At 63.2% G+C, this 24799-nt stretch carries 28 protein-coding genes; 18 read left to right on the forward strand and 10 right to left on the reverse strand.

Annotated elements, in window-relative coordinates:
• Positions 1–157 precede the first annotated feature (157 nt).
• The 5 genes from B208_RS0114670 to B208_RS0114690 all read left to right on the forward strand — a co-directional run bounded on the left by B208_RS0114670 (position 158) and on the right by B208_RS0114690 (position 5819).
• Positions 158–1483, forward strand: coding sequence for an ABC transporter substrate-binding protein (locus tag B208_RS0114670; protein WP_007982436.1), 1326 nt, complete (start codon positions 158–160; stop codon positions 1481–1483).
• A 16-nt stretch (positions 1484–1499) separates the two neighbouring features.
• Positions 1500–2399: a carbohydrate ABC transporter permease gene (locus B208_RS0114675; RefSeq protein ID WP_026177865.1), complete on the forward strand. Its 900-nt coding sequence runs from the start codon at positions 1500–1502 to the stop codon at positions 2397–2399.
• Positions 2396–3268 (forward strand): carbohydrate ABC transporter permease, encoded by an 873-nt coding sequence (locus tag B208_RS0114680; protein ID WP_007982441.1) that lies wholly within the window; start codon positions 2396–2398, stop codon positions 3266–3268. The genes B208_RS0114675 and B208_RS0114680 overlap by 4 nt, the downstream gene beginning before the upstream one ends.
• A gap of 6 nt (positions 3269–3274) precedes the next feature.
• Positions 3275–4405 (forward strand): ABC transporter ATP-binding protein, encoded by a 1131-nt coding sequence (locus B208_RS0114685; protein ID WP_007982443.1) that lies wholly within the window; start codon positions 3275–3277, stop codon positions 4403–4405.
• Positions 4406–4604: 199 nt separating this feature from the next.
• Positions 4605–5819 carry a cytochrome P450 gene (locus tag B208_RS0114690; RefSeq protein ID WP_007982446.1) on the forward strand — a complete coding sequence of 405 codons (1215 nt, stop codon included), beginning with the start codon at positions 4605–4607 and terminating at the stop codon, positions 5817–5819.
• Between the two features lie 18 nt (positions 5820–5837).
• Here the strand turns inward: B208_RS0114690 and B208_RS0114695 are convergent, their stop codons facing one another.
• The gene (locus tag B208_RS0114695) at positions 5838–6155 is read right to left on the reverse strand and encodes a hypothetical protein (protein WP_007982447.1); all 318 of its coding nucleotides are present in this window, start codon (positions 6153–6155) and stop codon (positions 5838–5840) included.
• A 1-nt stretch (position 6156) separates the two neighbouring features.
• The gene (locus B208_RS0114700; protein ID WP_026177866.1) at positions 6157–7626 is read right to left on the reverse strand and encodes a sodium-dependent transporter; all 1470 of its coding nucleotides are present in this window, start codon (positions 7624–7626) and stop codon (positions 6157–6159) included.
• 262 nt (positions 7627–7888) lie between these two features.
• Between B208_RS0114700 and B208_RS0114710 the strand changes: the two genes are divergently transcribed.
• Positions 7889–8683 carry a hypothetical protein gene (locus B208_RS0114710; protein WP_007982452.1) on the forward strand — a complete coding sequence of 265 codons (795 nt, stop codon included), beginning with the start codon at positions 7889–7891 and terminating at the stop codon, positions 8681–8683.
• A gap of 128 nt (positions 8684–8811) precedes the next feature.
• On the opposite strand, the gene B208_RS0114715 is transcribed toward B208_RS0114710, so the two are convergent.
• Complete coding sequence (locus tag B208_RS0114715) at positions 8812–9336, reverse strand: GNAT family N-acetyltransferase (protein WP_007982454.1); 525 nt, start codon at positions 9334–9336, stop codon at positions 8812–8814.
• A 133-nt stretch (positions 9337–9469) separates the two neighbouring features.
• Here B208_RS0114715 and B208_RS0114720 point away from each other — a divergent pair, with 133 nt between their 5' ends.
• The 3 genes from B208_RS0114720 (at position 9470) to B208_RS0114730 (ending at position 11577) form a co-directional block, all read left to right on the forward strand.
• A complete protein-coding gene (locus B208_RS0114720) occupies positions 9470–9958 on the forward strand; it encodes an Lrp/AsnC family transcriptional regulator (protein WP_007982456.1) in 489 nt (162 codons plus the stop codon).
• Complete coding sequence (locus B208_RS0114725; protein ID WP_007982457.1) at positions 9955–11094, forward strand: pyridoxal phosphate-dependent aminotransferase; 1140 nt, start codon at positions 9955–9957, stop codon at positions 11092–11094. Before B208_RS0114720 ends, B208_RS0114725 begins: the two co-directional genes overlap by 4 nt.
• A 90-nt stretch (positions 11095–11184) precedes the next feature.
• Positions 11185–11577: a VOC family protein gene (locus B208_RS0114730; RefSeq protein ID WP_007982458.1), complete on the forward strand. Its 393-nt coding sequence runs from the start codon at positions 11185–11187 to the stop codon at positions 11575–11577.
• A 1-nt stretch (position 11578) separates the two neighbouring features.
• Here B208_RS0114730 and B208_RS0114735 read toward each other — a convergent pair whose 3' ends face one another.
• Complete coding sequence (locus B208_RS0114735; protein ID WP_007982459.1) at positions 11579–11989, reverse strand: VOC family protein; 411 nt, start codon at positions 11987–11989, stop codon at positions 11579–11581.
• A gap of 77 nt (positions 11990–12066) precedes the next feature.
• The gene (locus B208_RS0114740) at positions 12067–13353 is read right to left on the reverse strand and encodes a TIGR00341 family protein (RefSeq protein WP_007982460.1); all 1287 of its coding nucleotides are present in this window, start codon (positions 13351–13353) and stop codon (positions 12067–12069) included.
• Between the two features lie 190 nt (positions 13354–13543).
• On the opposite strand from B208_RS0114740, the gene B208_RS0114745 reads away from it, so the two are divergent.
• The 3 genes from B208_RS0114745 (at position 13544) to B208_RS0114755 (ending at position 15348) form a co-directional block, all read left to right on the forward strand.
• Positions 13544–13915: a DUF7475 family protein gene (locus tag B208_RS0114745; RefSeq protein WP_007982461.1), complete on the forward strand. Its 372-nt coding sequence runs from the start codon at positions 13544–13546 to the stop codon at positions 13913–13915.
• 43 nt (positions 13916–13958) lie between these two features.
• Positions 13959–14435, forward strand: a complete 477-nt coding sequence (locus B208_RS0114750; protein WP_007982462.1) for a YbhB/YbcL family Raf kinase inhibitor-like protein — start codon at positions 13959–13961, stop codon at positions 14433–14435.
• A gap of 103 nt (positions 14436–14538) precedes the next feature.
• Positions 14539–15348, forward strand: a complete 810-nt coding sequence (locus tag B208_RS0114755) for a lipoate--protein ligase family protein (RefSeq protein WP_007982463.1) — start codon at positions 14539–14541, stop codon at positions 15346–15348.
• An 88-nt stretch (positions 15349–15436) separates the two neighbouring features.
• Here the strand turns inward: B208_RS0114755 and B208_RS24410 are convergent, their stop codons facing one another.
• On the reverse strand, positions 15437–15613 hold the full coding sequence (locus tag B208_RS24410; protein ID WP_007982465.1) for a thioredoxin domain-containing protein: 177 nt from the start codon (positions 15611–15613) through the stop codon (positions 15437–15439).
• A gap of 62 nt (positions 15614–15675) precedes the next feature.
• Here B208_RS24410 and B208_RS0114765 point away from each other — a divergent pair, with 62 nt between their 5' ends.
• From B208_RS0114765 to B208_RS0114770, 3 genes are all read left to right on the forward strand, one after another.
• Positions 15676–16551, forward strand: a complete 876-nt coding sequence (locus B208_RS0114765) for a deoxyribonuclease IV (protein WP_007982468.1) — start codon at positions 15676–15678, stop codon at positions 16549–16551.
• A gap of 103 nt (positions 16552–16654) precedes the next feature.
• Complete coding sequence (locus tag B208_RS23920) at positions 16655–16912, forward strand: hypothetical protein (protein ID WP_171970522.1); 258 nt, start codon at positions 16655–16657, stop codon at positions 16910–16912.
• 54 nt (positions 16913–16966) lie between these two features.
• The gene (locus B208_RS0114770) at positions 16967–17152 is read left to right on the forward strand and encodes a hypothetical protein (protein WP_007982472.1); all 186 of its coding nucleotides are present in this window, start codon (positions 16967–16969) and stop codon (positions 17150–17152) included.
• A gap of 25 nt (positions 17153–17177) precedes the next feature.
• Here the strand turns inward: B208_RS0114770 and B208_RS0114775 are convergent, their stop codons facing one another.
• Together B208_RS0114775 and B208_RS0114780 are read right to left on the reverse strand one after the other, a co-directional pair.
• A complete protein-coding gene (locus B208_RS0114775; RefSeq protein ID WP_007982474.1) occupies positions 17178–17528 on the reverse strand; it encodes an AzlD domain-containing protein in 351 nt (116 codons plus the stop codon).
• Complete coding sequence (locus B208_RS0114780; RefSeq protein ID WP_007982476.1) at positions 17529–18206, reverse strand: AzlC family ABC transporter permease; 678 nt, start codon at positions 18204–18206, stop codon at positions 17529–17531.
• Between the two features lie 130 nt (positions 18207–18336).
• Between B208_RS0114780 and B208_RS0114785 the strand changes: the two genes are divergently transcribed.
• Positions 18337–19128, forward strand: a complete 792-nt coding sequence (locus tag B208_RS0114785) for a class I SAM-dependent methyltransferase (RefSeq protein ID WP_007982478.1) — start codon at positions 18337–18339, stop codon at positions 19126–19128.
• A 39-nt stretch (positions 19129–19167) separates the two neighbouring features.
• Positions 19168–20259, forward strand: a complete 1092-nt coding sequence (locus B208_RS0114790) for an aminopeptidase (protein WP_007982480.1) — start codon at positions 19168–19170, stop codon at positions 20257–20259.
• Positions 20260–20541: 282 nt separating this feature from the next.
• Here B208_RS0114790 and B208_RS0114795 read toward each other — a convergent pair whose 3' ends face one another.
• Entirely contained in the window at positions 20542–21189 is a 648-nt protein-coding gene (locus B208_RS0114795; RefSeq protein ID WP_007982481.1) for a DUF7095 family protein, read from the reverse strand.
• 168 nt (positions 21190–21357) lie between these two features.
• Here B208_RS0114795 and B208_RS0114800 point away from each other — a divergent pair, with 168 nt between their 5' ends.
• On the forward strand, positions 21358–22503 hold the full coding sequence (locus B208_RS0114800; protein WP_007982482.1) for an MBL fold metallo-hydrolase: 1146 nt from the start codon (positions 21358–21360) through the stop codon (positions 22501–22503).
• A gap of 16 nt (positions 22504–22519) precedes the next feature.
• On the opposite strand, the gene B208_RS0114805 is transcribed toward B208_RS0114800, so the two are convergent.
• The gene (locus B208_RS0114805) at positions 22520–24652 is read right to left on the reverse strand and encodes an outer membrane protein assembly factor BamB family protein (protein WP_007982483.1); all 2133 of its coding nucleotides are present in this window, start codon (positions 24650–24652) and stop codon (positions 22520–22522) included.
• Between the last annotated feature and the right edge of the window lie 147 nt (positions 24653–24799).

Genomic DNA, 24799 nt, shown 5'->3' on the forward strand with positions numbered 1-24799 from the left:
GCGACTACGCTGATAGGGGTCTTCGATACGACTTTCGTGGCGATTGCGATGGAAACGGCGTGCGATTCATACTTCGATTGATTACTCCGTATGATTATGTATTCGCCATATAGACCTATTACAACGCCTTAAGTTCGGTTGCTCAAATCGACGGATAATGACGAACGAATCCACTCGTCGAAAGTTCCTGGCCACGAGCGCCGCAACCGGTGCGTTGGCGCTCGCCGGTTGTAGCGGTCAGTTGAGCGGCGGAAAAACCTCAATCAAGTTCTGGCACGCGATGGGCGGCGACACCGCGAAGCTGTTGGACCAGATGGGTTCCGACTTCGAATCCCAACACGAGGACGTCTCCGTCGAGGTGACGTCGAAGGGGAGCTACCGCGAGACGTTGAACTCGACCCTTTCGGCGGTCAAGGCGGACAAACCCCCGGCGGTCGCCCAGATTTTCGACATCGGGACCGGACTGGCACGAACCAGCGACGCGTTCGTCTCCGTCCAGGACATCATTCCGTCGGACGCAATCGACTACGACAACTTCCTGAATCCGGTCCTCAACTACTACCGCATCGGTGATACGCTCAACTCGATGCCGTTCAACTCCTCGAATCCCGTCCTGTACTACAACAAGGACGCCTTCGAGAAGGCCGGTCTCGACCCCGAGAGTCCGCCGAAAACCTTCCAAGGTATCGCGGACGCCTCGGCAAAGCTGATCGACTCTGGAGCCACGAAGAAGGGAATCACGTGGCCGAACCACGGTTGGTTCGTCGAGCAGTGGATGGCCGAGCAAAATCAGCTCCTCGTCAACGAGGAGAACGGTCGCGCGGGCGAGCCGACCGAGGTTTACCTCGAAAGCGACGCGGCAAAGCGCATCTTCAACTGGTGGACGGAACTGTACGAACAGGGCGCGTACCTCAACCCCGGCATCGAGGATTGGAGCGCCGCGAAACAGGCGTTCATCGCCGGGAAAGTCGGGATGCTCATCACCTCCACCTCGGGCATCGCCTCGACCACCGCGGGCGCGAAGGAGAACGGCTTCGAGATGGGTACCGGCTACCTGCCCACCCCGGAGGGGAAACGCAAGGGCGTCGTCATCGGCGGCGGGTCGCTCTGGGTTCCGAAGGGACTCTCGGACGCCAAACAGAAGGCGGCGGCGGACTTTCTCGTGTGGCTCACCCAGCCCGAACAGCAGGTTCGATGGCACAAGAACACGGGATACTTCCCCGTCCGCAAGGAGGCCGTCGGCCAACTCCAAGACAACGGCTGGTTCGACGAGAATCCCAACTTCAAGACGGCGTTCGACCAACTGCAGGCCACGAAGGATACGACGGCGACTCGCGGCGCACAGATGGCACCGTTCGCAAAGACGCGAACCATCGTCGAGAAGAGCTACGTGAGCATGATTCAGGGCACCAGCGTCGATAGCGCGCTCGCCAGCGCGAAGAAGGACGTCGAGTCCGAACTGGCCCGCGCGAACCAGAAGTAACTCACCTCAGCTTTTCATGTCCACTAAAGAATCAACGTATTCGAGCACCTGGCAGGCGGCCTTGTTGTTGCTGCCGACGATAGTCGTCCTCGTCGCGTTCCTGTACTATCCGTCGATCGAGACGATCCGTCTGAGCCTCTACAACACGGGCGTGCTGGGTCTCCACAAGACGTTCGTCGGACTGGACAACTTCGCAACCCTCCTCACCTCCCCCGAGTATCGTCACAGCATCGCGGTGACGGCCCTCTTCGCCGTCGCCGTCGTGGTCGGCACGCTGACCGTCTCGCTGTTCGTGGCGACGCTCCTCTACGAGGTGACGACCGGGCAAGCGGCGTACCTCGTGGCCGCCATCTGGCCGTACGCGCTCCCGCCAGCGGTCGCAGGGACGATTCTGCTCTTCCTGTTTCATCCCACGCTTGGCGTCATCACGTACTTCCTTCACGACCTGTTCGGCATCACGCTCGACTGGTTCACGAACGGCACGCTCGCGTTGGTCATCGTTGCGATAGCGGCCATCTGGAAGCAACTCGGCTACAACATCATCTTCATCCTCGCCGCGTTGAACAACGTCCCCGAGACGCTCAACGAGGCGGCGAAACTCGACGGCGTTAGTCGGTTTCAACTCGTCACCCGCGTCTACATCCCGCTCATCTCGCCGACGCTCCTGTTCCTCGTGGTCATGGACACCATCTACGCGTTCTTCAGCACCTTCTCGTTGGTGGACCTGATGACCCACGGCGGCCCGAACGGGGCGACCAACTTCCTCATCTTCAAGCTCTACCGGGACGCCTTCGAGTTCTCGAACCCCGGACTCGCATCCGCCGAGTCCGTCATCCTGTTCGGCATCGTCGGCGTGCTGACGTACGCCCAGTTGCGCCTCTCCGACCGGTACGTCCAGTACGGAGGGAACTCATGAGCACGGAGTCGTTCCCCGCCGCCGACCGAGTGCGTCGGGGGTCGTGGCGGGACGTACTCCCTGACAACCTCTTCGTGCACGTCGCACTCGTCGGCTCGACGTTCGTCATGGCGTTGCCCCTGTTGCTCGCGCTCCTGATGAGCACGCAGACGACGACCCAGATATACCAGACGACGAACCTCGCCCCCGGCGGGCAGGCGGCGCACAACTACGTCGCCGCCATGACCGAGTACGGGATGGGTCGGTATCTGCTCAACTCGCTCGCGATGTCACTCGTCATCGTCGTGGGCAAGGTGACGATTTCGCTGTTCGCGGCGCTGGCCATCGTCTACTACCGGTTCCGGTTCAAGCGATTGGTGTTCATGTTCATCCTGTTCACGCTGATGCTCCCCGTCCCGGTGCGCATCCTCTCTCTGTTCCAGTTCGTGGCGAGCATCGGCTGGTCGGATTCGTTGCTCGCGCTGACCGCGCCCTACCTCGCCAGCGCGACGACCGTTTTCCTGCTTCGACAGCACTTCCGGTCGATTCCGGACTCGCTCGTCGAAACAGCCCGACTGGACGGTATCGGACCGCTCACGTTCCTGTTTCGCGTCCTCGTGCCGATGTCGAAGGGCATGATCGCGGGCGTCGCGGTCATCGAGTTCATCTACGCGTGGAACCAGTACCTCTGGCCGCTCACCATCATGAGCACGCAACGAAAGCAGGTCGCGCAGGTCGGCGTCAAACTCTTGCAGTCGGCCAGCGCCGCGGGGCAAACCCAGTGGGGACTCATCATGGCGGGTGCCGTCATCGCGCTCGTCCCCCCGCTCTTGGTTCTCCTCGTGTTGCACCGCCCACTCCTCCAGACGTTCGGACTTCAACAAAAGTGACCAGTTATGGCAACCATCTCACTGAAAAACGTCGTCAAGCGGTACGACGACGTGACGGCAGTCAACGGCATCGACCTCGAAGTGAACGACGGCGAGTTCCTCGTCGTCGTCGGACCGAGCGGGTGCGGGAAATCCACCACGCTTCGCATGCTCGCCGGACTCGAAACGATATCCGACGGAACGATTCGGTTCGGCGGCGACGTCGTCAACGGCGTCCCACCCAAGGACCGCAACGTGGCGATGGTGTTCCAGAACTACGCGCTCTACCCGCACATGACCGCGGAGCAGAACATGACCTTCGGCATGAACTCGTCGGGGTCGTACACGAGCGACGAAATCGAGCGAGCGGTCGCCGACGCGGCCGACACGCTCGACATCGTGGACCTCCTCGACCGGAAACCGGGTGAACTCTCGGGCGGCGAACGACAGCGGGTCGCCATCGGCCGGACGCTCGTTCGGGACCCCGAAATTCTCCTCATGGACGAGCCGCTGTCGAACCTCGACGCCAAACTGCGCGTCGAAATGCGCGCGGAACTCGCGGAACTCCACGCCGAACTCGAACGAACCACCATCTACGTCACGCACGACCAGACGGAGGCGATGACGCTCGGCGACCGCGTTGCGGTCATGAACGACGGGAAAATCCAGCAAGTGGATGATCCGCAGACGCTCTATGACTATCCCGTCAACCGATTTGTGGCGGAGTTCGTCGGCAGTCCGTCGATGAACGTCCTTCCCGCTCGCGTCTCCGAGGGTGACGGACGCCGGGTCGCCGAGGGGAACGGATTTCGCATCCCGCTTCCACGGGCGGAGACGCGCGTCGATACCGATATCGACCGCGCGCAGGTCGGAATTCGTCCCGAAGACCTCGCGGTCAGCGAGGGCGAGGGCGATATCGAACTCTCGGTGAGCGTCACGGAACCGCTCGGCGAGTCGCTGTTGCTCCGCGGCACCGTCGGCGAGACCGAACTCTCGGTCAAAGCCGACCCGCGAAGGTCGGTCGGAGTGGGTGAAACGGTCGGCCTCGTCGCCGACTCGGAACGGCTCCACCTGTTCCGTTCCGATACCGGGGCGGCGATATACCACTCGTCGCCGGGCGCATCCGAGCGAACGCCGGTGAAGCGTCCCTCGGCGTAGCCGGACCGGACCCGACCCTCGTTTCACGCCTCGAACGAGCAGCCATACAATGCGATTCTAACTGACTGGTCAGTACTTCTCTCACTTCGAAATTGCTCCGTGTTGATAGTTGTTCGACGTTTATCTCTACGTTTTCTTTCTACTATCAACCATCTCCTGACCAAAAAGCATACAATCTAATTGAACGATTATTCAGTCGATGGAATCCCCCAATCAAGCGTCATCGGTCCTCCGACCGCCCGAAGAACTGTACGACAGACAGCGGCAACTCGACCCGTTCGACTGGTACGCACGAATGCGTCGGGAGTCTCCCGTTCGCTACGACGAGAGTCGAAAGATGTGGGACGTGTTTCGGTACGAGGACGTGGACCGCGTGCTCTCCGACTACGACGCGTTCTCCTCGGACATGCGGGACGCCGAGGCGGTGTCGTTCGACGACGACCAAGCGATGCGCCGGACCATGATAAACGCGGAACCGCCGGAACACGACCGACTTCGGCGGTTCGTGGACGAACGATTCCGGCCGGGAACGATACGCGAACTGCAACCCCGTCTCGAAGCGTTCGCCGCCGAATTTCTGGATGCGGTCGAGGACGCGGACCGAATCGACCTCGTCGGGGACTTCGCGTATCCGTTCCCCGTGACCGTCATCGCGGAACTGCTCGGAATTCCGGCCGACCGCCGCGACCAGTTCAAGTCGTGGTCGGACGCGCTGGTCGCCAGTCCGACGGAAGAGACGACAGCGGCGATGGAGAAAAACGAACGGCAGCGCCAACGCGCTCGTCGGGAGATGGCCGAGTACTTCGGCGACCTGCTCGACGAGCGGGCCGACGGGGACGGCGACGACCTCATCACGCTCGCGGCGACGAGCGACGACCTCGAACGCGATGAGAAGGTCGGGTTTTGCATCCTCCTTCTCATCGCGGGCAACATCACGACGACGAATCTCATCACGAACGCCGTGTGGTGTTTCGACGAACACGACGTGACCGACGCCGTTCGAACGGGCGAAATCGACCGAAAACAGGCGATAGAGGAGGTACTTCGGTACCGCTCTCCCGCCCAGTCTATCCGTCGCGTCGCCACCCGGGACGTCGAACTCGGCGGCGAAACCATCGAAGCCGGTGAGTTGGTGACCGCGTGGATCGGGTCCGCGAACCGCGACCCCGACGTGTTCGACGCGCCGGAGGAGTTCCGGCCGGAGCGAAGCCCCAACCGACACATCGCGTTCGGCAAGGGCATCCACTACTGCCTCGGCGCGCCGCTCGCCCGCGTCGAGGCGGACATCGCGCTCGACGCGCTCTTGGACCGGTTCGACACCATCGAGCCGACCGACGAACCCAAGAGTCCGCTTTCGACCCAACTGCTCCACGGACTCGAAGCCCTGCCGTGTCGCGTCGAACGCGCCGAGTGACAAAAAATTGGACCGCCGCTACAACCGCTCCAGCGAGTCGATTTCCGATTGGCTCCAGTCGTAGAACGTCGTATCGATACGTCTGAGCGTCTCGACGCACTCGTTGTAGCGCTCGCGAGCCTCGGACGCGTGTTTGTCGTTAGGATTCTCCCGTATCCACTCCCGGAGTTCCGTCATCGAGCGCGGGGAGTAGGTGTCGATTTCGCCCTGTTCGTTCAGCAGTTCGAGCTTTTCGTCCTCGTCTCGGAGCGAGCGAACGAGCGCCCACACGGCCGTGCCCCAGAGGACGGCGATGGACCCGAGCATGACGACCCACGCGCTCGTCGAGAGTGCCATCTCAATCACCTCCTCCCGCGGCGGTTTCAGGTGAGTCACTCGTCCCACCACGTCCGCGGAGCGCACCCATGATGAGGACCGCACCGACGAGCAACACGGCCATCAACACGACGCCGCCGACCGTCCGGACGAACGACGTACCGACACTCATCACGACATAGTAGGCCATGATGCCCACCATCAGCGCCGGAATGAGGAATTTGATGATGCCGACCCACCACCCACCGACGTGGATGTCGGAGTTGCGGTTGAGCGCGATGACGCGCATGGGTTCGGCTTCGAGCTGCCAGCCGACGGTCAGGATGATGAGCAACGCCGCGAGCGGCAGCCCCCAGTTTCCGAACATGAAGTCCATCAGCCCGAGGAAGTCGGCGGAGTACGCGCTCGGAAGGCCGACCAACCAGATGAGGCCGACGACTCCGAGAACGGCACCGCGGCGGTCCAACCTCGTCTCCTCGGTGACCGTCGTCACCGCGACTTCGGTGATGGCGAGGCCGGACGAAAACGTGGCGAACAGGAAGCCAACGAAGAACAGGATGGCCCAAATCGCTCCGCCCGTCATCTGCGGGAAGACGCTCGGTAGGGAGATAAACGCCAGATTGGACCCGGCGCTCGGCTCCAGCCCGAACGCGAACACCGCCGGGAAGACGGCGAAGATGGCGAGCAGCCCGACGCTCGTGTTTCCGACGGCGGTGAAGACGCCCGCACCAAGCGGCACGTCGTCGTTCTTGCTCAGGTAACTCCCGAAGGTGAGCGCGATACCCCAACCGAGGCCGGTTGAGAAGAGCGCCTGTCCGAGCGCGGCGGTCCACGTCTCCGCACGCACGAGGTAGTTCCAGTCGGGGGTGAACACGAACTCCAGTCCACCCATCGCGCCGGGGAGCGTGAGTCCCTTGATTCCCACCGCGATGAGCGCGAGGACGAGGAACGGAATCATCCACTTGACGACGCGCTCGATGCCGTCCTTGATGCCGAACAGGAGGACGCCTCCCGTCGCCGCCATGGCGACGGTGTGCATCCCGACGGTGAGCGCCGGAGATCCCGAAAAGGCCGACCAGAACGACTGCGGGTCGAAGCCCGGTTGCGAGAAGGTTAGGAGAACCGAGTTCGCCGCGTAGTACATCGTCCACCCGATGATGGGCGCGTAGTAGGACATCAAGGCGATGTTCACGATGACGACGACCAACCCGAGCCCTTCCGCGCGGCCCTCACCGAACGCGGATTTGAACGACCCGATGACGCCGCGGTTCGTGTACGACCCGAACACCGTCTCGGCCATCAGCCCCGGAATGGCGATGAGGAACAGGAGGATGACGTACGCCACGAGGAACGCGCCACCCCCGTTTTCCCCCGTCGTGAACGGCATCCGCCATATGTTTCCGGCGCCGACCATCGCGCCGAGCATTGCCATGAGGAAGCCGAAGCGACTTCCCCACTGTTCCCGTACGGTCCGTGCGTTAGCATCTGACATGGATACGGCGGTTCGGACGGTCGGCAGAAACTTATATTGATACGGTTAGGTGGTGATATTCTACTTTCACCGACATGAATACACTTTCTCTACTGATCGCTGTACTCAACCGCTCTGATTCTGTAGAGAACCTCGACTGTCTCGCTCTGACAGAATTGGGATGGTTTGGCGCAATAAATCACATTCCACGATATGAAATAGCTGGTGTGAGGGTACTTCGGCGACATCGTAATGTCGCTCCTCATCGAATCGGTTGCCACTCATGCCCTCCGCGGCCCCGCTCTACATCACCGATTTCGCCGACGAACGCTGTCGCTTCGACAGCTACTGGCCTCGGCTTCGGGAACTCGACGTTCCGGTTCCGAAGACGGCGCTCGTCCCGCTCGAAACGGACGAGGAGGAAATCCGCTGGGACACGGACGCGATTCTGTCGTTCATGGACCGAAACGGGTTCGACCGGGCGTTCGTTCGGACGCAGGTCAAGGCCGCCACGGTCCGACTCCGCGAGGGGTCGTTCATCTACCGCCCCGAGGCGGACGTGATAGACCGGGTGGTCGAATCGCTGCTCACGCAGAACGGCGAACAGGGCTGGCCGCACGGCGGCGGACTCGTGGTGCGCGAGTGGCTCGACTTCGATTTCTGTCGGCACCCGAACCACACCTGCCATCCGTCGGTTCGATTCTTCGTGGACGACGGCGACGTTCTCGGCCACACGCCGCCGACCGCGGAGCGAGCGAGGAACGTCTGTGACGACACCTACGACTACCTTGACCCCGTGATTCGGAGCGTGGACCTCTCCACGCCGCGTCGGTACGCCGAACGGATTGCGGGCGAGTTCTCCGAGACGTGGGGCGTCGATTTCATCATGGACACGACGGGAACGTGGTACTGCCCGGAACTCAACTTCAACGGCGTCTACTGGAATCGAATGGAAGAGCGGTGGTGGAACATGTGCGGCCAAGGCGACTTCGAACCGTGGAGTCCGGTCGAGATTCACTCGGCCGCGCTGTACGGAACGAGACCGGACGATTCTGACGACGGAGCGAGATGGTGGTGACGGTTACTTGCCGGTGATGATGCTGGCGAGCTTCTTTTGGTCGCACAGCCGTCTTCCTTCGGAATCTTCGGGATGCCCTCGAACTCGATGTTTCCCACCAGTTTCATCGACACCGAGTGCGGACCGTCCTATCGATATGTCTCATCCGGCATCTCGTCGAGTATCGAATCACCGTCGTTGAGCGATTTCCTCATAACCAACACCGGAATCGACACTTCGCGTCCGTCGTGTTCCTTCTCGACTGCTTCCTCGGCTATCGGGCGGTAGTCCATTCGTTCGTAAAACTCGACGGCGTTGCGCGATGCCCACAGTTCGAGTCGGGTCAGTCCAACACCGCGGGCGTACTCCTCCAGATGGCCGAGGATGGCTGAGCCGATACCGTTCCGTGCGGCGTCGGGATGTACGTACACTGCCCGCACTTCGTCGTTCTCCGGCACGAGATGTCCGTACCCAACCACGCCGTCGTTCACGGCGACGACGAGGTAGTGACCCGGCGTGTCGATGGGATAGCCCCTGGTTCCGTCGTCCTTTTCCGCCCACGCCTCGACCTGTGTTTCGTCGTACGCGTCCGGGCCGAACGCGCGAATCGACGCGATGTGAAGGCGCAAAATCTCGGACGCATCGTCCCGTGTCGCTTCCCGAATCTCGGCCATCTCGTGCGGACCGTCTCTCCGTGAACGGAATAACCGCCCGGTCGCGCAGGTCGGACTGCAGTTCTCCCGTGTTTCGCCAGCCCGTTGTCAGGTGCGACCAAACTACTTGTGCCCCCGCCCAGAAAGGGGTGCTATGGAGTCGAAACGGGAACTACTGGAACTGCTCCTGTCGAACGCCCGCGAGAGCACCGCCGACCTCGCGCGACAGACCGGACTGTCGGAGTCGGAAGTGGAATCGCTGATTACGGAACTCGAATCCGAGGGTGCAGTCCGCGGCTATCAGGCGGTCGTCGATTGGCACAACATCGACGACCAACACGTGCAAGCGGAGGTCGAACTCAACGTCGAACTCGACCGGGAAACCGGCTACGAGGAGATCGCGCGTCGAATAGCGAAATTCCCCAAGGTCGTCTCGCTGCGGTTGATAAGTGGCGATTACGATTTCGCCGTGGACATCGAGGGCGAGTCGATGCACGACGTGTCGAACTTCGTCTCCGAGCAGATAGCGCCCATCCCGGAGGTGACGCAGACGGTGACACACTTCGTCATGGAGACGTACAAGGAACGCGGTATCGAGTTCGAGGACCGCGACGACGACGACCGTCTCTCGGTTTCGCCATGAAACCCGCCGACCGCGTTCAACAGGTTCCCCCATCGGGGATTCGGCGCTTCTTCGAACTCGCGGAGGAGCGCGACGACGTTATCTCGCTCGGGGTGGGCGAACCGGATTTCTCCGCGCCGTGGGCCGCCAGAACGGCCGCAATCGACGCGCTGGAACGGGGGAAAACGTCCTACACCGCGAACCGCGGCCGCCGCGACCTTCGGACGGCCATCGCGGACCACGTGGAGCGCTACGACCTCGACTACGACCCGGACGAGGAGATTCTGGTGACGGCGGGCGCGAGCGAGGCCATCGACGTGGCGATGCGGGCGCTCGTGAACCCCGGCGACACCGTGGCGGTTCACCAGCCCTCGTACATCTCCTACGTCCCCGGCGTCGTCTTCGCGGGCGGCGAACCGCTGGCGGTTCCGACGCGGGCGGAGAACGGTTTCGCGCTCACCTACGACGCGCTGGAAGCGGCGGGTGCGGCCGACGCCGATGCGCTGATGCTGTGCTATCCCAACAACCCGACCGGCGCGACGATGAGCGCGGACCAACTCGCCGACGTCGCGGAGTTCGTTCGGGAACACGACCTGTTCGTCCTCTCCGACGAGATTTACGCCGCGCTGACCTACGGCGGCGACCACACGTCGATTTCGACGTTCCCCGGCATGCGCGAGCGAACCGTCGTCTTCAACGGCTTCTCGAAGGCCTACGCGATGACCGGCCTTCGACTGGGCTACGCGCTCGGTCCCGCGGACGCCATCGCCGCGATGAATCGAATCCACCAGTATTCGATGCTCTCCGCACCGGTGACCGCCCAATACGCCGCGCTGGAGGCGCTCCGGAGTTGCGAAGAGAGCGTCAGAGAGATGCACGACGAGTACAACCGCCGTCGGCGGTTCGTCCTCTCGCGCTTCGAGGAGATGGGCCTCGACTGCTTCGAGGCCAGCGGCGCGTTCTACGCGTTCCCCGCGTGCGGCGACGACGACGAGGCCTTCGCGGAGGAACTCCTCGAAGAACAGGGCGTCGCCGTCGTCCCCGGAAGCGCCTTCGGCGAGGGTGGCGCGGGCCACTTCCGCGCCTCCTACGCGACCGGCATGGCCGAGTTGCGCGAGGCGATGAACCGAATCGAGACGTTCGTTCGCGGACGGTAGGGACCGTCTTTTCCCCGCTCGTTTTCCGACCACTTTCACTCAACGTACGGCACAGCGTTATTCCGGTATCGCGCTTTTTTCTACACGCTCATGATGACCGAAATCGGTCGCACGACGCTGTTGGTGGACGACTACGACGACGCCATCGAGTTTTACGCCGAAACGCTCGGCTTCGAGGTGCTCTACGACGACGAACTGGAGGAGGGGTATCGGGCGGTGCACGTCGGTCGTTCCGGACGGTCGCCGGTCGGAATCTGGCTGATGGAACCCAGTGGCGAAGCGGAACGCGCGTTAGTCGGCGAGCAGACCGGTGACCAACCGGCGTTCGTCTTCTACACCGACGACTGTCGGAAAACCTACGAGACGCTCTCCGACCGAGGTGTCACGTTCCTCGGCGAACCGAAGTCGGACGAGAGCGGCGTTCACGTCCACTTCGAGGACCCGTACGGCACCAAAATCGTCCTCGTCGAACTGGCCGCGTGAGTCACTCCGGCGCGACGAGTTCGACCTTTATCCGTTCGGGGTCCTCGAAGTAGACCGCGTAGTGGTCCTCGCCGCCAGCGAACGGGTGGTCGTCCTCGTACAAAATCGGGACGCCCTTCGAGCGCAACGTCTCCGTCAGTTCGTCCACGTGGTCGCGCGACGCGGCGTGAAACGCGAGGTGGTTCAGCCCCGGACGACGGCGGTGATACGGTTCGTCCCGAAACTCCTCATCGGCTTGGACGAGGACGATGTACGTCTCACCTCGCTTCCACGACCGGCCGCCGTCCCAGTCCTGATACACCGAGTACCCGAGTTCGTCGAGTAACCAGCCCCAGAAGGACGCCGACGCTTCGAAGTCGCTGGCGTAGAGTTCGACGTGGTGGAGCAGGCCGGTTGGACTGTCGTTCGTCACGGTCGGAATGGCGGTTGCATCACGAAATCACTGTCGACCGTCGAACGAATCCCCGGTTGGGGCCGCCGACTCCCACGCTACGACGACTCTTGCGATTGGACGAACACGACTTCGACGGTCGTCTTCTGCCCCGTTCGTCGCGTGATATCGCGGTCGATTCGCTGTGCGATGCCGTCCGGTGGCTGACCCGGCGGGTCGGTGACGATTCGAACCTGTGCGGGTTTCCCCTGGTAGAACTCGATCGGTCGGTACGTCACCGAGGAATTCACGAGCTGATACTCCGCATACGGTGCGTTCTCGCCGTTGAACAGCGAGTGTATCTCGTCGTTCGCCTGCTCTTGATAGACCGTCGTCCGGTTCGTTCCGTAGGTGACGAGTCCGAGACCGAGCGAGAGGACCGCGATGGCGACGAGGATGACCGCGATTCGCGCCAGGGTTCTGGAACGGGCTTCCCCGACGGACCGTATCCGTTCGGGGCGATAGCCGGACACCCACAGCAGCGCCAGCGCGGTGAGGTTTATCGACAGGAGGTTCACGAGGACGTTCACGGTCGCACCCAACGCGACGCCGAAATCGAGCCACGCGATTCCGAGGCCGACGGTCGCGGCCGGGGGGACCAACGCGACGGCGATCATCACGCCGACGATGACCGACCCGGAACCGCGCATGAGGCTGATGACGCCCGCCGCGCCCGCGCCGAGCGCCAGCAGCAACGACAGGAAGTTCGGCGTGAACCGTTCCGTCACCGCCGGAATCGTTCGGATGTCGATTCCGGGCGGGATGAGCACGGTTCCCTGAACGAGGAACCCGAAGAGGGCCGCGCTCGCGATGGCGACCAGTAGACCGGTGATCTGGTACCAGACGCCCCTGGACACCAAATCGGGTTCGTCAACGACCGTCCCGACGCTCGCGGCCATTGCCGGACCCATCAGCGGTGCGATGACCATCGCGCCGATGATGACGGCCGACGAGTTGAGCAACAGCCCGGTCGCCGCGATGATGGTGCTGATGACCGTCATCGAGAAGAAGGTCGAGCGGTCGGGAGCCATCTCGGACGCCCTGTCGCGGAGTTCCTCGCGGGCGATGTTCACCCCGGCGTACCGCCGTTTGAGTTCCCCGATTCGCCTCGAAACGACCGTTTCCGGCTGTAGCACGATGGTGAAGGCGTCCTCCTCGATGCCCACGTCGCGGAGTTTTTCGAGGATGGGTTCGACGGCGCTCGGCGGCACCGGGAACGTGACCAGCGCGGTGAACTCCGTCCGCCCGGTTTCGTCGAACACGGCGTAGTCTACCCCCTCCTCGTCCAGTGCATCGAGAACGTCCGTCCGTTTGCCACGTGGGACGAGAATTTGCACGAGACGCATACACCTGTTACGTCGGCAGAATATTTAGTTGATTGTGTAGTTCAGCGCTCCCGGTCACACCTTGAAGACGACGGGTTTCGCCACGACGTCGCCGATTCGTTGTCGGCGGTCCGTCATACTCCCGATTCGACTGGTCAGGCGAAACGTTACTGGCCGTCATTCCTAATCCGTTCGCGGTTGCACCGCTCGTATGGCGACCGAAACCCGCTCGTGGTTCGACCGCACAGACGGACTGGCGTCGCTCGATTACGTAGGTATCGTCCTCGCCGCGATTACCGGTTTCATTCACCTCTACGAGGGCGTGGAGGACCTCGGCGAGGGAATCTTCGGAATCCTGTTCATCCTCGCCGGACTCGGCTTCTTCGGTGCCATCGTCCTCCTCTGGTTGGGATTCAATCGGCGGATTCTGTACCCCGTCGGTATCGCGTTCACCGGCATCCAGTTCGCCGCGTACTTCGGCCTGCGCTGGCCGAACGTCTACGAACCGCTCGGTCTCGTGGACAAACTCGTCCAGCTCCTGCTCATCGTCGTCCTCTTCCTGCTGTGGCAGACGGTGGAGTGACGGGCCGCCATCCCTATTGAACCGCGGACCGGATACGAAACGTATGGGCGACCTCTCCATTCGAACGTCTTCGCTCACGCACGGCGAAGAGATACCCGAGAAGTTCACCAAGGAGGGTGCGGACGTCTCCCCGGAACTGACAATCGGTGGCGCGCCGGACGACGCGGCGTCGCTCGCCGTCATCGTCGACGACCCGGACGCGCCGAACGCGACGTTCACCCACTGGACGATGTGGAACCTGCCGCCGGATACCGTCGAAATCCCGGAGGGCGTGCCGACGACGGAGACGGTAACGACCCTCGGCGACGCGTCGCAAGGCCAGAACGATTTCGGCGACGTGGGCTACGGCGGTCCACGCCCGCCGAAGGGCCACGGCCCTCACGAGTATCGATTTCGACTGCTCGCCGTCGATACGACGTTGGACCTGCCGCCGGGTGCTCCGCGACGGGAGTTGGACACGTCGCTCGCGGGGCACGTGCTGGCCGAGGACCGATTCACGGGCGTTTTCGAGCGATCGTAGACGCTTCGGTCCAGAATTTCGGGGTGACCGCGCGCTCTCTTGTGGACGTTTCGCCGGTCCGTCGTCCGTAACCGATTTCGTCCCACCATGCGAATGACGTAGCATGACGCTGGCGGACAGGGACTGGCGGCTCGTGCGAGAAGAATCGTGGGACGGCCCGCTGAACATGGCGCTCGACGAAATCGCCGCGGAAACGGCCGCGAACGGCGGGCCGCGAACTCTCCGCGTGTATCGCTGGGACCCGAGCACGCTGTCGCTCGGCTACCGACAGGACCCGGAGACGGTCGATTGGGAGTTCTGCGAGGACGAAGGAATCACCGTCACGCGGCGGCCGACCGGCGGCGGCGGCATTTATCACGACAACTACGGCGACATCTCCTACTCCATCATCGCCCCCGCCGACGAACTGCCGGGCGACCTGATGGAGACGTACGAACTGCTCTGTGAGCCGATTTTTGACGCGTTCCAGCGAATGGGCGTCGACGCGGGGTTCACCGAGGAGAAACTCCCCGTCATCCACGAACCGGCGTGCTACCTCCGGGAACTCCACCCCGCACACGACGTGGTGGCGAACGGGCGCAAAATTAGCGGCAACGCGCAGTATCGCCGGAAGGATGCCGTCATCCAACACGGTTCGCTGAAGTTCGCACTCGACGCGACACGCCACCTCTCGACGTTTGCGAATCCCGAGACGACGGCGGCGCAGTTCCACGAACGCGTGACCACCATCAACGAGGAAGCCAGCATCGACCGCGACGACGCCGTGACCGCCGTCGAGGAGGCGCTTCACGACTGGGGAGACGCGACAGAAGGGTCGTGGACGGACGACGAACTGTCCCGAGCACGCGAGCACGCGGACGCGAAGTTCGGAAGCGAGGCGTGGACGAAGCACCGCGACGACCCGACCGCGTGAATCGAATTCTCTTCCTATTCCGTAAACCGTCCCGTCTCCGCTCCGCAGACGGCGCATTCGGCGACGATGGCGAGACGGCGTATCGGTGTCACTCCACCCCGAACGTCTCCGGTTCGGTGCCGAACGCCTCCAGAACAGCGTCGTGAACCTCCGCGAGCGGGGGTCGTCTCATCGTCGGGTCGATGGGGTGGTCGCTGACCCAGACGTACCGGACGACGCCCGACCGGTCGATGAGAAAACACGACCGTCTGGCACGGCGGACCATCTCGAAGACGCTGACGCCGACGCTTCGAAGTACATTTGACCACCGAACGGAAGGCTGTGAGTATGCGAGTCGGCGCACACGTTTCCATGTCCAGTTCGAAGGTCACGAGCGACGAGACGAAACCACCCCACGGCAACATCGCGAACGCGGTCTGCCGACAGGTCGCCTTCGGCGGCAACTGCGGGCAGATTTTCACCACGTCCCCGCAGGTCTGGCAGGACCCGGACCTCAGCGACGAGGAGGTCGAACTGTTCGTGAACGAAACCGACGAGAAACTCGACGGCCCGTGGGTCATCCACTCGTCGTACCTCGTCAACCTCTGCACGCCGAAGGACGACCTCCGCGCGAAATCCATCGCCAGCATGCAGACCGAAGTGGACGCCGCGGACGAACTCGGCATCGAATACGTCAACGTCCACCTCGGCGCTCACACTGGCGCGGGCGTCGAAGGCGGCCTGGACAACGCCGCCAGCGCGCTGGACGAACTGGATATCCCGGACGGCGTCACCGTCCTCATCGAGAGCGACGCCGGGAGCGGGACCAAACTCGGCGGCGACTTCGAACACCTCGCCACCGTCCTCGACGAGTCCGAGCAGGACCTCGACGTGTGCATCGACACCGCCCACGCCTTCGCCGCGGGCTACGACCTCTCCACCGAGGAGGGCGTCGAGGAGACCATCGAGGAATTCGACGAGGTGGTCGGTCTGGAGCACCTCAAGTGCATCCACCTCAACGACTCGAAACACGAGTGTGGCACGAACAAGGACGAACACGCCCTCATCGGCGAGGGCTACATCGGTGAGGAGGGCATGTCCGCCATCATCAACCACCCCGAACTCGAAGACGTGCCGCTCGTCCTCGAAACGCCGACCGAGGACGGCAAGGGCTTCGCGTGGAACATCGCCCGCGTGAAGGAACTGCGCGAGAACGGCGAATAACGTCGGAACGAGCATCTCTTTTCGAGAGCGTCGAGGACCATGCGGCGATTCCGAGCGCTCCGAATTTTCTCCGTGGCGAACGCTCGGTCGGTCAACCGAACGGTTGTGCCAGCGCGTTTCGCGCGAGGCGGGAGACGCGAACGGCGAGCGCATTCCCGTGCTGGCGGGGAGGTGTGGGGACACCGGCGGTGCGGGTACGGATGCGGATGCAGATGGGGATGCAGATGCGGATGCGGATGCAGGTACGGATGCGGATGCGGTATGGACGTCGCCAGTATCAGCTCGAAACACGGGTGAGGGACTGGACGGGAATGGGCAGGACGAGAACGAGGAAGCGAACGCTCCGAAACCACGTTCGTGATTTCCACCGCGGATAACTCAGGTTTTTTGTCGAATCGGCGAGTAGGTGTATGCCATGCGTTCCCAATCCCCCGCCCTCCGACTCGTCGGAATCCTCGCCTGTATCGTCGGTGTCGTCGGCTACGTCGCCTTCGACTGGCGGTTCGAGTCCACAGGTAGTCCGGTCGTGACCGTGCTCGCACTGGCGTGCGTGGTCGTCGCGGTCGCGGCGACGATTTGGCGGAGCGTCGGCAGTTCGTGAACCGCCGTCAACGGTTTTTCCGGGACTACAGCAGGTAACTCAACAGCCACAGCGCGCCCATCCCGGCGACGATGGTCGCCAAGATGTTCTCGGTTTTCCACGCGACGACGACGGCGAACGCGCCCGCGAACAACCGAAGGTTGTCCGGCGAGAGCGCGAGGCTCCCGTCGGCGTAGACGAACTGGGGGACGACAAGCGCGGAGAGGACGGCGGCCGGGACGAAGCGGAGCGCGCGCTCGACGCCCTCGGGTATCTCGTCTAATCGGCCGAACAGGGCGATGAACGAGACGCGAATCGCGTAGGTGCCGACGCCCGCGGCGAGGATGACGAGCCAGAGGGTGTTCGAGCCGAAGTCGGTGGTCGGTGCGGGGGACATTCAGAACACCTCCTCCGCGGCGAGTCCGGCTCCGATACCGACGATTGCCGCCGCGACGAGGCCGAGGTCGAACGGGAGGCCGTTGGCCGCGACCGCCGCCGCACCGCCAACGATGGCGGCGGCCAGCGTCGCGCGGTCCGTGACGGTCGGGACCAACACGGCGAGGAAGACCAGCGGGACGGCGAATTCGAGGTGCCAGCCTTCGGGAACGCCCCCGCCGAGGAGGATGCCGACGACGGTAGCCGTCTGCCACGCGACCCAGAGCGGCACCGCGACGCCGAGGTAGTACCATCGCCTGCTGGTGGTCTCATCGTTTCTGAACTTCAGCAGGGAGACGGCGTAGGCCTGATCGGTCAACAGGTACGGGAGTGCCGCCTTCCACCGCGCCGACTCGCGCTCGAAGTACGGTGCGATGGAGGCGCTGTACATCATCATCCGGAGGTTGACGACGAGCATGGTCAGGATGACGACGGCGATGGGTGCGTTTCGGCCGATGAGTTCGATAGCGGCGAGTTGCGACGCCCCGGCGAAGACGATAACCGACATCGCGAAGGCGTGTATCGCCGGAATGCCGACGTCCACCGCGGCGACACCGGTGACCATCCCGAACGGAACGACGCCGAGCGTAATCGGCAACGCGACGCGGACGCCCGCGAGAAAATCGGCACGTGATGACACTGCCTACTCGTAGACGCTCAGGCTGGTATCAACGTTGGTATCCCGGTCAGTTACGTTCGCCGACCGACCTGTCGCGCGACGAACCACCCCGCTTTTGACGCCGCCCATCAAAAACCGACTGACCATACCCATGCGCGAGTTCTCCGCCGATTACCTCCGGCGAACACGGGACGGAATGTGGGATTCCCGCGACGCGCTCGCCGACCTCGACCTCGATTCCCGGCGACGCGTGCTCGATGTCGGCTGTGGCACCGGCGAGCTGGCCCGCGTCCTCGCGGACGAAACACCGGGCGAGGTCGTCGGGACGGACGCCGACCCGCGACTCCTCTCGGTCGCCGCTGAGTTCGTCCCCTGTGTCGCTGGCGACGCCCACCGCCTGCCGTTTCCCGACGACACCTTCGACCTCGTTGTCTGTCAGGCGCTGCTCATCAACCTCCCGGATCCGATTCGGGCGGTGCGGGAGTTCGCCCGCGTCTCCTCGGACCTCGTGGCCGCGGTCGAACCCGACAACTCCGCCGTGTCGGTCGAATCGACGGTTCCGGAGGAGCGAACCCTCTCCCGGAAGGCGCGCGATGCCTACGTCGAGGGGACGACCACCGACATTACGCTCGGCGGGGACGGCACGCGCGAGGTCTTTCGCACTGCCGGACTCGACGAAATCACCACCCGAGCGCACCACCACGCGAAGACGGTCGAACCGCCGTATTCGACCCGCGACGTCGAGGCCGCGAAACGGAAGGCGACGGCGGGCGCGCTGGCCGACAAACGCGACACGCTGGTCGGACCGCTGTCGCCCGACGAGTACGAGGACCTCCGAGCGGGATGGCGGAAGATGGGCCACGCCGTCGTCGATCAGATGCAGGCCGACGACTACCGACGTGCGGAAGTCGTTCCGTTCTACGTCACCTCCGGTCGGGTCTAAACTGAAACCATTTTCACGGTAACGCCTCTCTTTTCCGACATGGACCCACGAGTTCGAGACCACGCGGAAGTCATCGCTGACCACTCCGTGAGCATCGAAAAAGGCGACAGAGTGGAGATTTTGGCACCGACCGTCGCCGAGGACCTCGCCGTCGCGCTTTACGAGAAAATCGGAGAGTGCGGCGCGAAACCGTCGCTCTCGATGCGAAGCCCGCGGGCGAAACGGGCGTTCCTTCGAAGCTGTGACGCGGACGATATCGACCTCCCCGACCACTCCCTGGCGGCGCTGGAGGAAACCGACGTCGTGATCATCATCAAAGGCTCCGAGAACACGGCGGAGACGAGCGACGTTCCGACCGAGAAGGTCGCCGCCCAAGCGCGTGCACACGCCCCGATTCAGCAGGAACGGATGGGGAAACGGTGGGTCGGTACACAGTTCCCCGCGTCGGGCGACGCCCAGTTGGCCGAGATGAGCACGGAAGCCTACGAGGAGTTCGTCTACGGCGCGGTGAACAAAGACTGGGACCAGCAACGAAAACACCAGCAGCAGATGGTCGAAATCCTCGACTCGGCCGACGAGGTGCGCATCGTCTCCGGCGACACCACCGACCTCACGATGTCCGTGTCGGGAATGAAGACCGTCAACGATTACGGCGAGAAGAATCTCCCCGGCGGGGAAGTGTTCACCGCGCCCGTCCCCGATTCGGTCGAGGGCGAAGTGCTCTTCGACAAACCACTCGTCCGGCAGGGTAGCATCGTGGAGAACGTCTGGCTCGAATTCGAGGACGGCGAGGTCGTCGATTTCAGCGCCGAGAAGAACGAGGAGGTCCTCGCTGGCGTGCTCGACACCGACGAGGGCGCACGGCGACTCGGCGAACTCGGCATCGGCATGAACCGCGACATCGACCGCTTCACCTACAACATGCTCTTCGACGAGAAGATGGGCGATACGATTCACCTCGCCGTCGGCAAGGCCATCGAGCAGACCGTCCCCGAGGGCCAACCGCTCAACGAGAGCGCCACGCACATCGATATGATCGTCGATATGAGCGAGGACTCGTTCATCGAGGTGGACGGAGAAATCGTCCAGCGCAACGGGACCTTCAGATTCGAAGACGGCTTCGAGGGATAGGTCCGCGAGGGAGCACCGTGACCGAGCGGGAGTTTTTAGTCCAGGTTTTTGCGAGGAGTGGTCGGCGAAGCCGACCCGACGACGTAAAAACGTGGAATGCGGACCTTCAGATTCGAAGACGGCTTCGAGGGATAGGTCCGCGAGGGAGCACAGCGAGGGTTTATATACCGTGCCGGGACCAACCCCGGCATGACCTGATCGTCGGCGCGCGAGCGGTCGAGGCGGGTGCGTGGCCGTCCCTCGCGCGAAACCGGTTGTGCCACCTGTTCGCCCGTACAGTTGCTACACTACGTCGCCGCGAACCGTCGTTCCCTCCTGTCGCCGACGGTAGGATTCGACGGCCTGTGCCGCTTCTTCCGTCTCCTCTTCGTCCATGCCGAGCATCTCCAGTGCGGCCGGGAGCGTCGGGAAGGCGAACTCCCCCTCCCGTAGCTTGCGAAACGCTTCGTCGCTCCGTTGCCCATCCACCCAGAGACAGACGCCTCGAGGGTCGAGGATTTGTTCGTAGGCCTCTCGCGCCATCGCGCCGCGCAAGCGTTGGGTAACGTTGTCCTCGAAACTGGAATTGCAGACTTCGAGGTGAACCGGTTCGTCGTCCGGAAGCAAGTGAGCCGCGAGACACTTCTCCGGGGCGGTGTAGCCGTTTTCGCTCGCTCGAATCAGTTCGGGATGTTCGTCGGCCCACTCCGCACGAACCGTCTTTCCGATTCCCTTCACGCCGTGCGATTCGACGAACTCAGTCTCGCGGTCGGCGTCGTCGCCGCGGAGGAGGATGTCCTTGGTCACGTACACGTCGAGTCTGTCGATGGGGTCGAGTCCGAGGGACACGTCGCCGTACACCCAAATCTCGCGGACGGGAACCGGCATGGTGTCGTTCTCGACCGTTTCGACGATCTCCTCGACGCGTTCGATTGCCGCGCTTCGCTCCATCGGTGCTTGATTCGGGGTTGTCGTGGATAAGTGCGATGGAACGACGAAGGTTCGGTGACGGCCGTTTGGTTTCCGTTTCCATCGTTCTCACCTCACATCTCTCTTCTCCATTGTCTCGTTCGCACACCGCCCGACACTCCTTTCGCCGTCGCTGCCGAACCGTCCGATATGGTCGAAGCGATTACTCCGGAGGAATTAGCGGACAAACAGGACGCCGACGAGGAGTTCGTCCTCCTCGATACGCGACCGGAAGAGAGCTTCGAGTCGTGGCACATCCAGGGGGCCGTGAACTTCCCCTTCGGCCCGGACGAATCGCTTTCGGAGGACGGTGCGTCGGCCGTCGAGTCGATGCTCGACGGAAACGACGAAATCCTCACCGTCTGTGCGAAAGGGATTTCTTCGGCCCATTTCGTCGACGAACTCGAAAAGCACGGCTTCGAGGACGTGAAGGTCGTCGAAGGCGGCATGGAGGAGTGGAGTCAGGTGTACGAACACGTCCCGATAGAGACGGACGGTGACGCGGAAATCGTCCAGATACAGCGGCGCGCGAAGGGTTGTCTCGGCTACCTCGTCGGAAGCGACGGCGAGGCGGCGGCCATCGACGTGAGCCGCCACATCGACGAGTTCCGCGACGCGGCCGCTGCTCGCGGCTACGACATCACGCACGTCTTCGATACGCACATCCACGCCGACCACATCTCTGGTGGCCGACGGCTCGCCGACGAGCTCGGCGTTCCGTACCATCTCGGCGAGCGCGCTCGGAAACGCGGCGTCGAATACGAGTACGACGCTCTCGGACGGAACGATGTGGTTCGCGTCGGCGATACGGACATCAAAGCCGTTTACACGCCGGGGCACACCTCCGAAATCACCAGCTATCTCGTGAACGACGAAGCCGTCCTCACGGGAGATACCCTGTTCGTGGATTCCATCGGACGCACCGAACTGGAGTTCGGCGAGGAGGGGGCCGGAAAAGGGGCAGAAATGCAGTACGACTCCCTGCACAAAGTGCTGATGAGCGAGCCGGACAGCGTCGTCGTCTTGCCGGGCCACGTCACCGTCACGGAGGACGGACGCTTCGCACACGGTAGTCCGGGACAGCCGATTCAGGCGACGGTCGGTGACCTACGGCGTGAACTCGACGTACTCCAGTTGCCCGAAGACGAGTTCGTCGCTCGACTGACCGAAACCGTCCCGGAGAAGCCGCCGAACTACGAAACCGTCATCGCCATCAATCGCGGACTGGACGAACCCGACGACGAGGGGGAAGCAACCGAACTCGAATTGGGGCCGAACCGTTGTTCCGCACCGTAGCCGAATCGCCCGTCCGCTATCGGAACGCGTAGGTTTCGTCGGCCGTCGCGTACACGCGGTCGCCGTCGACCGCGACCAACTCGACCACACCGCCGGTTTCGAATCGCCGCTGTTCGGTGCCGTCCGCCGCCGAGAGTGCGTACACTCGACGGTCGCTGGCACCGACGTAGACCGTTTCGTCCTCGACAACCGGTTCACAGAGCGACCCGAACGGGAGGAATTTCGGGTGGAACGTCCAGTCAACCGTTCCTTCGTCGAGCGAAACCAACCACTCGCGGCTGTCGGTTCCGGTGCTCGTAACGGCTGTCGTCACGGCGTAGAGACCGTCATCCGCGACGAGACTCGTCACTTGGTTGCCGTCGTCGAGCGTCGCGTTCCACAGTTCCGTTCCGTCGAAACCGTAGGCGACGACCTCGTTTTGTTCGGTCCCGGTGTACACCGCGTCGCCGACGGCGATGGTTTGAACGCCGCTCCCGGCCGACCACTGTCGTTCATCGAAATCGAGCGCTACGACGCGGCCGTCCACGACCGCGAACGCCGTTTTTCCTTCGGCGGACAGCGCTTCGACCGTCCCGAGTCCGGCACAATCCCCGTCGTTCGTCCAGCGGTGCGTGCCAGTGGTCGGGTCGAGCGCCGTTACCCAGCCGTCGCCAGCGACGACGACGGAGTCGTCCGTGACCACTGGTTCGGTCGTGATTTTCCCGTCACAGTCGAAACGCCACCGTTCCGTTCCGTCCGGCGTGTAGGCGACGACGGCCGACCAGTCCGTTCCGTAGACCATTCCGTTCGCCGTGACGGGGGTTTCGTCGGCTTCCCCACGCCACCGCTTCGACCCTGTTTCGGCGTCGAGCGCGGAGAAGTGGCCGCGGCCGTTCGAAACGTAGACGTTTTCGTCGACCGCGAGCGACCCGATTTGGTTCGCTCGCCAGTCGAGCCACGTCGGATCGGCGACGGCGTAGAGAAATCCCTCTCGACCGGTGACGTAGATGGCGTCGTCGATGGCCGGTGGAAGCGACGAATTGCTGAGATTTCGAATCGGGACCCACCACCGTTGGTCGCCCGATTGCAGGTCGAGTGCGACGAGGCCGTCCTCGTCGTCGGCGATGGGAACGTAGGCCGTTTCGTCCGCGATGACGGGCGTTCCCGCGGAGCCTCCGGTTCCTTCGACCGTCCAGCGAATCGCTCCGTCGTCAGCGGCCAGCGCCCAAATCCGTGCCCGAGAGCCGTCCGTGACGACAACGGCGTCGTCGGTGACGGCGGGCGACTGGCTCAAACGCGCCGAGTCGCCGAGGTCGGTCTTCCATTTCGCCCGTCCGTCGTCGGCCGAGAGCGCGAACGCCCGTTCTCCACACACGTAGACGGTATCGTTCGCAACGGTCGGTGCGTGGTCGATGATCCCATCGACGCTCGCTTGCCACCGTGGCGTGCCGTCCTCCGCGCGGAGGGCGTACACCGCGTCCTTGTCGGCGAAGTACGCGACACCGCCGACGACCGCCGGAGGTACGTGTTCGGCGCTCGGCGTTTCGCCGTCCTTGCCCGTCGGGAGGCGAACGTGCCAGCGTTCCGTCCCCGTCGCGGCATCGACCGCCCAGCACGACCCTTGGCCGTTCACGTCGCTGGTTTTGAAGAATAGGGTTCCGTCGGCGGCGGTTACGGGGGACGACTCCGCGATTCCGACGTCGAATCGCCAGCGTTCGTTGCCGTCTGCGGCCGAGAGCGCAACGAGGTCAGTCCCGGCGGCGTACACGGTGTCGCCGACGACGCTCGGAGCGTAGTCCAACCCTCTGATTCGTGCCGTCCATCGCGTCTCTCGGGTGTCCGTGTCGAACGCCGTTATCTCGCCGGAAACGTCGCTGACGTAGACGATACCGTCCGCGACGGTCGGCGAGTGGAGCGGACGGTCGCTCACCTGTTCGCTCCACTCTATCCACGCATCCGGGCCGGGGTCGGTCCCGTCCGGGGTGGTGCCCGTGTTTCCGGCGTCGTGCTGAAACGACGCCCACGCTCGATTCGTGGTCGTTTCCGTCTCGGACGTCACGCTTCCCACGAATCCGGTCGCCCCGATAGCAACACCGCTCAGTGTGAGAAAACTCCGCCGGGTCTCGTCGAAGGGCTTACCCATGAACTGCATGCCGCCGCCTCGTCGCATTATTATTCAGGGGTTAAATCGGCTGCAATCGACTCCTGTTGCCCGAAACTATCGTCGTACGACGGCAACTTATCAGTTCTCAGGGGAGAGATACGACGGGTGGTGTCTGGTATCTCCCGTCCGCAATGGTCGATTCGCTCAACCGGC

It is taken from the genome of Haladaptatus paucihalophilus DX253 (genome assembly GCF_000376445.1).
GTDB classification, from domain to species: Archaea; Halobacteriota; Halobacteria; order Halobacteriales; family Haladaptataceae; genus Haladaptatus; species Haladaptatus paucihalophilus.

Bases quoted from the DNA above. Each gene is read 5' to 3' on its own strand.
- B208_RS0114765 (WP_007982468.1), top strand. From the start codon at position 15,676: ATGCGAGTCGGCGCACACGTTTCCATGTCCAGTTCGAAGGTCACGAGC.
- B208_RS0114720 (WP_007982456.1), top strand. From the start codon at position 9,470: ATGGAGTCGAAACGGGAACTACTGGAACTGCTCCTGTCGAACGCCCGC.
- B208_RS0114805 (WP_007982483.1), bottom strand. From the start codon at position 24,652: ATGCGACGAGGCGGCGGCATGCAGTTCATGGGTAAGCCCTTCGACGAG.
- B208_RS0114695 (WP_007982447.1), bottom strand. From the start codon at position 6,155: ATGGCACTCTCGACGAGCGCGTGGGTCGTCATGCTCGGGTCCATCGCC.
- B208_RS0114685 (WP_007982443.1), top strand. From the start codon at position 3,275: ATGGCAACCATCTCACTGAAAAACGTCGTCAAGCGGTACGACGACGTG.
- B208_RS0114775 (WP_007982474.1), bottom strand. From the start codon at position 17,528: ATGTCCCCCGCACCGACCACCGACTTCGGCTCGAACACCCTCTGGCTC.
- B208_RS0114790 (WP_007982480.1), top strand. From the start codon at position 19,168: ATGGACCCACGAGTTCGAGACCACGCGGAAGTCATCGCTGACCACTCC.
- B208_RS0114795 (WP_007982481.1), bottom strand. From the start codon at position 21,189: ATGGAGCGAAGCGCGGCAATCGAACGCGTCGAGGAGATCGTCGAAACG.
- B208_RS0114755 (WP_007982463.1), top strand. From the start codon at position 14,539: ATGACGCTGGCGGACAGGGACTGGCGGCTCGTGCGAGAAGAATCGTGG.
- B208_RS24410 (WP_007982465.1), bottom strand. From the start codon at position 15,613: ATGGTCCGCCGTGCCAGACGGTCGTGTTTTCTCATCGACCGGTCGGGC.
- B208_RS0114690 (WP_007982446.1), top strand. From the start codon at position 4,605: ATGGAATCCCCCAATCAAGCGTCATCGGTCCTCCGACCGCCCGAAGAA.
- B208_RS0114675 (WP_026177865.1), top strand. From the start codon at position 1,500: ATGTCCACTAAAGAATCAACGTATTCGAGCACCTGGCAGGCGGCCTTG.
- B208_RS0114670 (WP_007982436.1), top strand. From the start codon at position 158: ATGACGAACGAATCCACTCGTCGAAAGTTCCTGGCCACGAGCGCCGCA.
- B208_RS0114700 (WP_026177866.1), bottom strand. From the start codon at position 7,626: ATGTCAGATGCTAACGCACGGACCGTACGGGAACAGTGGGGAAGTCGC.
- B208_RS0114740 (WP_007982460.1), bottom strand. From the start codon at position 13,353: ATGCGTCTCGTGCAAATTCTCGTCCCACGTGGCAAACGGACGGACGTT.
- B208_RS0114750 (WP_007982462.1), top strand. From the start codon at position 13,959: ATGGGCGACCTCTCCATTCGAACGTCTTCGCTCACGCACGGCGAAGAG.
- B208_RS0114770 (WP_007982472.1), top strand. From the start codon at position 16,967: ATGCGTTCCCAATCCCCCGCCCTCCGACTCGTCGGAATCCTCGCCTGT.
- B208_RS0114715 (WP_007982454.1), bottom strand. From the start codon at position 9,336: ATGGCCGAGATTCGGGAAGCGACACGGGACGATGCGTCCGAGATTTTG.
- B208_RS0114710 (WP_007982452.1), top strand. From the start codon at position 7,889: ATGCCCTCCGCGGCCCCGCTCTACATCACCGATTTCGCCGACGAACGC.
- B208_RS0114745 (WP_007982461.1), top strand. From the start codon at position 13,544: ATGGCGACCGAAACCCGCTCGTGGTTCGACCGCACAGACGGACTGGCG.
- B208_RS0114800 (WP_007982482.1), top strand. From the start codon at position 21,358: ATGGTCGAAGCGATTACTCCGGAGGAATTAGCGGACAAACAGGACGCC.
- B208_RS0114680 (WP_007982441.1), top strand. From the start codon at position 2,396: ATGAGCACGGAGTCGTTCCCCGCCGCCGACCGAGTGCGTCGGGGGTCG.
- B208_RS0114725 (WP_007982457.1), top strand. From the start codon at position 9,955: ATGAAACCCGCCGACCGCGTTCAACAGGTTCCCCCATCGGGGATTCGG.
- B208_RS0114730 (WP_007982458.1), top strand. From the start codon at position 11,185: ATGATGACCGAAATCGGTCGCACGACGCTGTTGGTGGACGACTACGAC.
- B208_RS0114785 (WP_007982478.1), top strand. From the start codon at position 18,337: ATGCGCGAGTTCTCCGCCGATTACCTCCGGCGAACACGGGACGGAATG.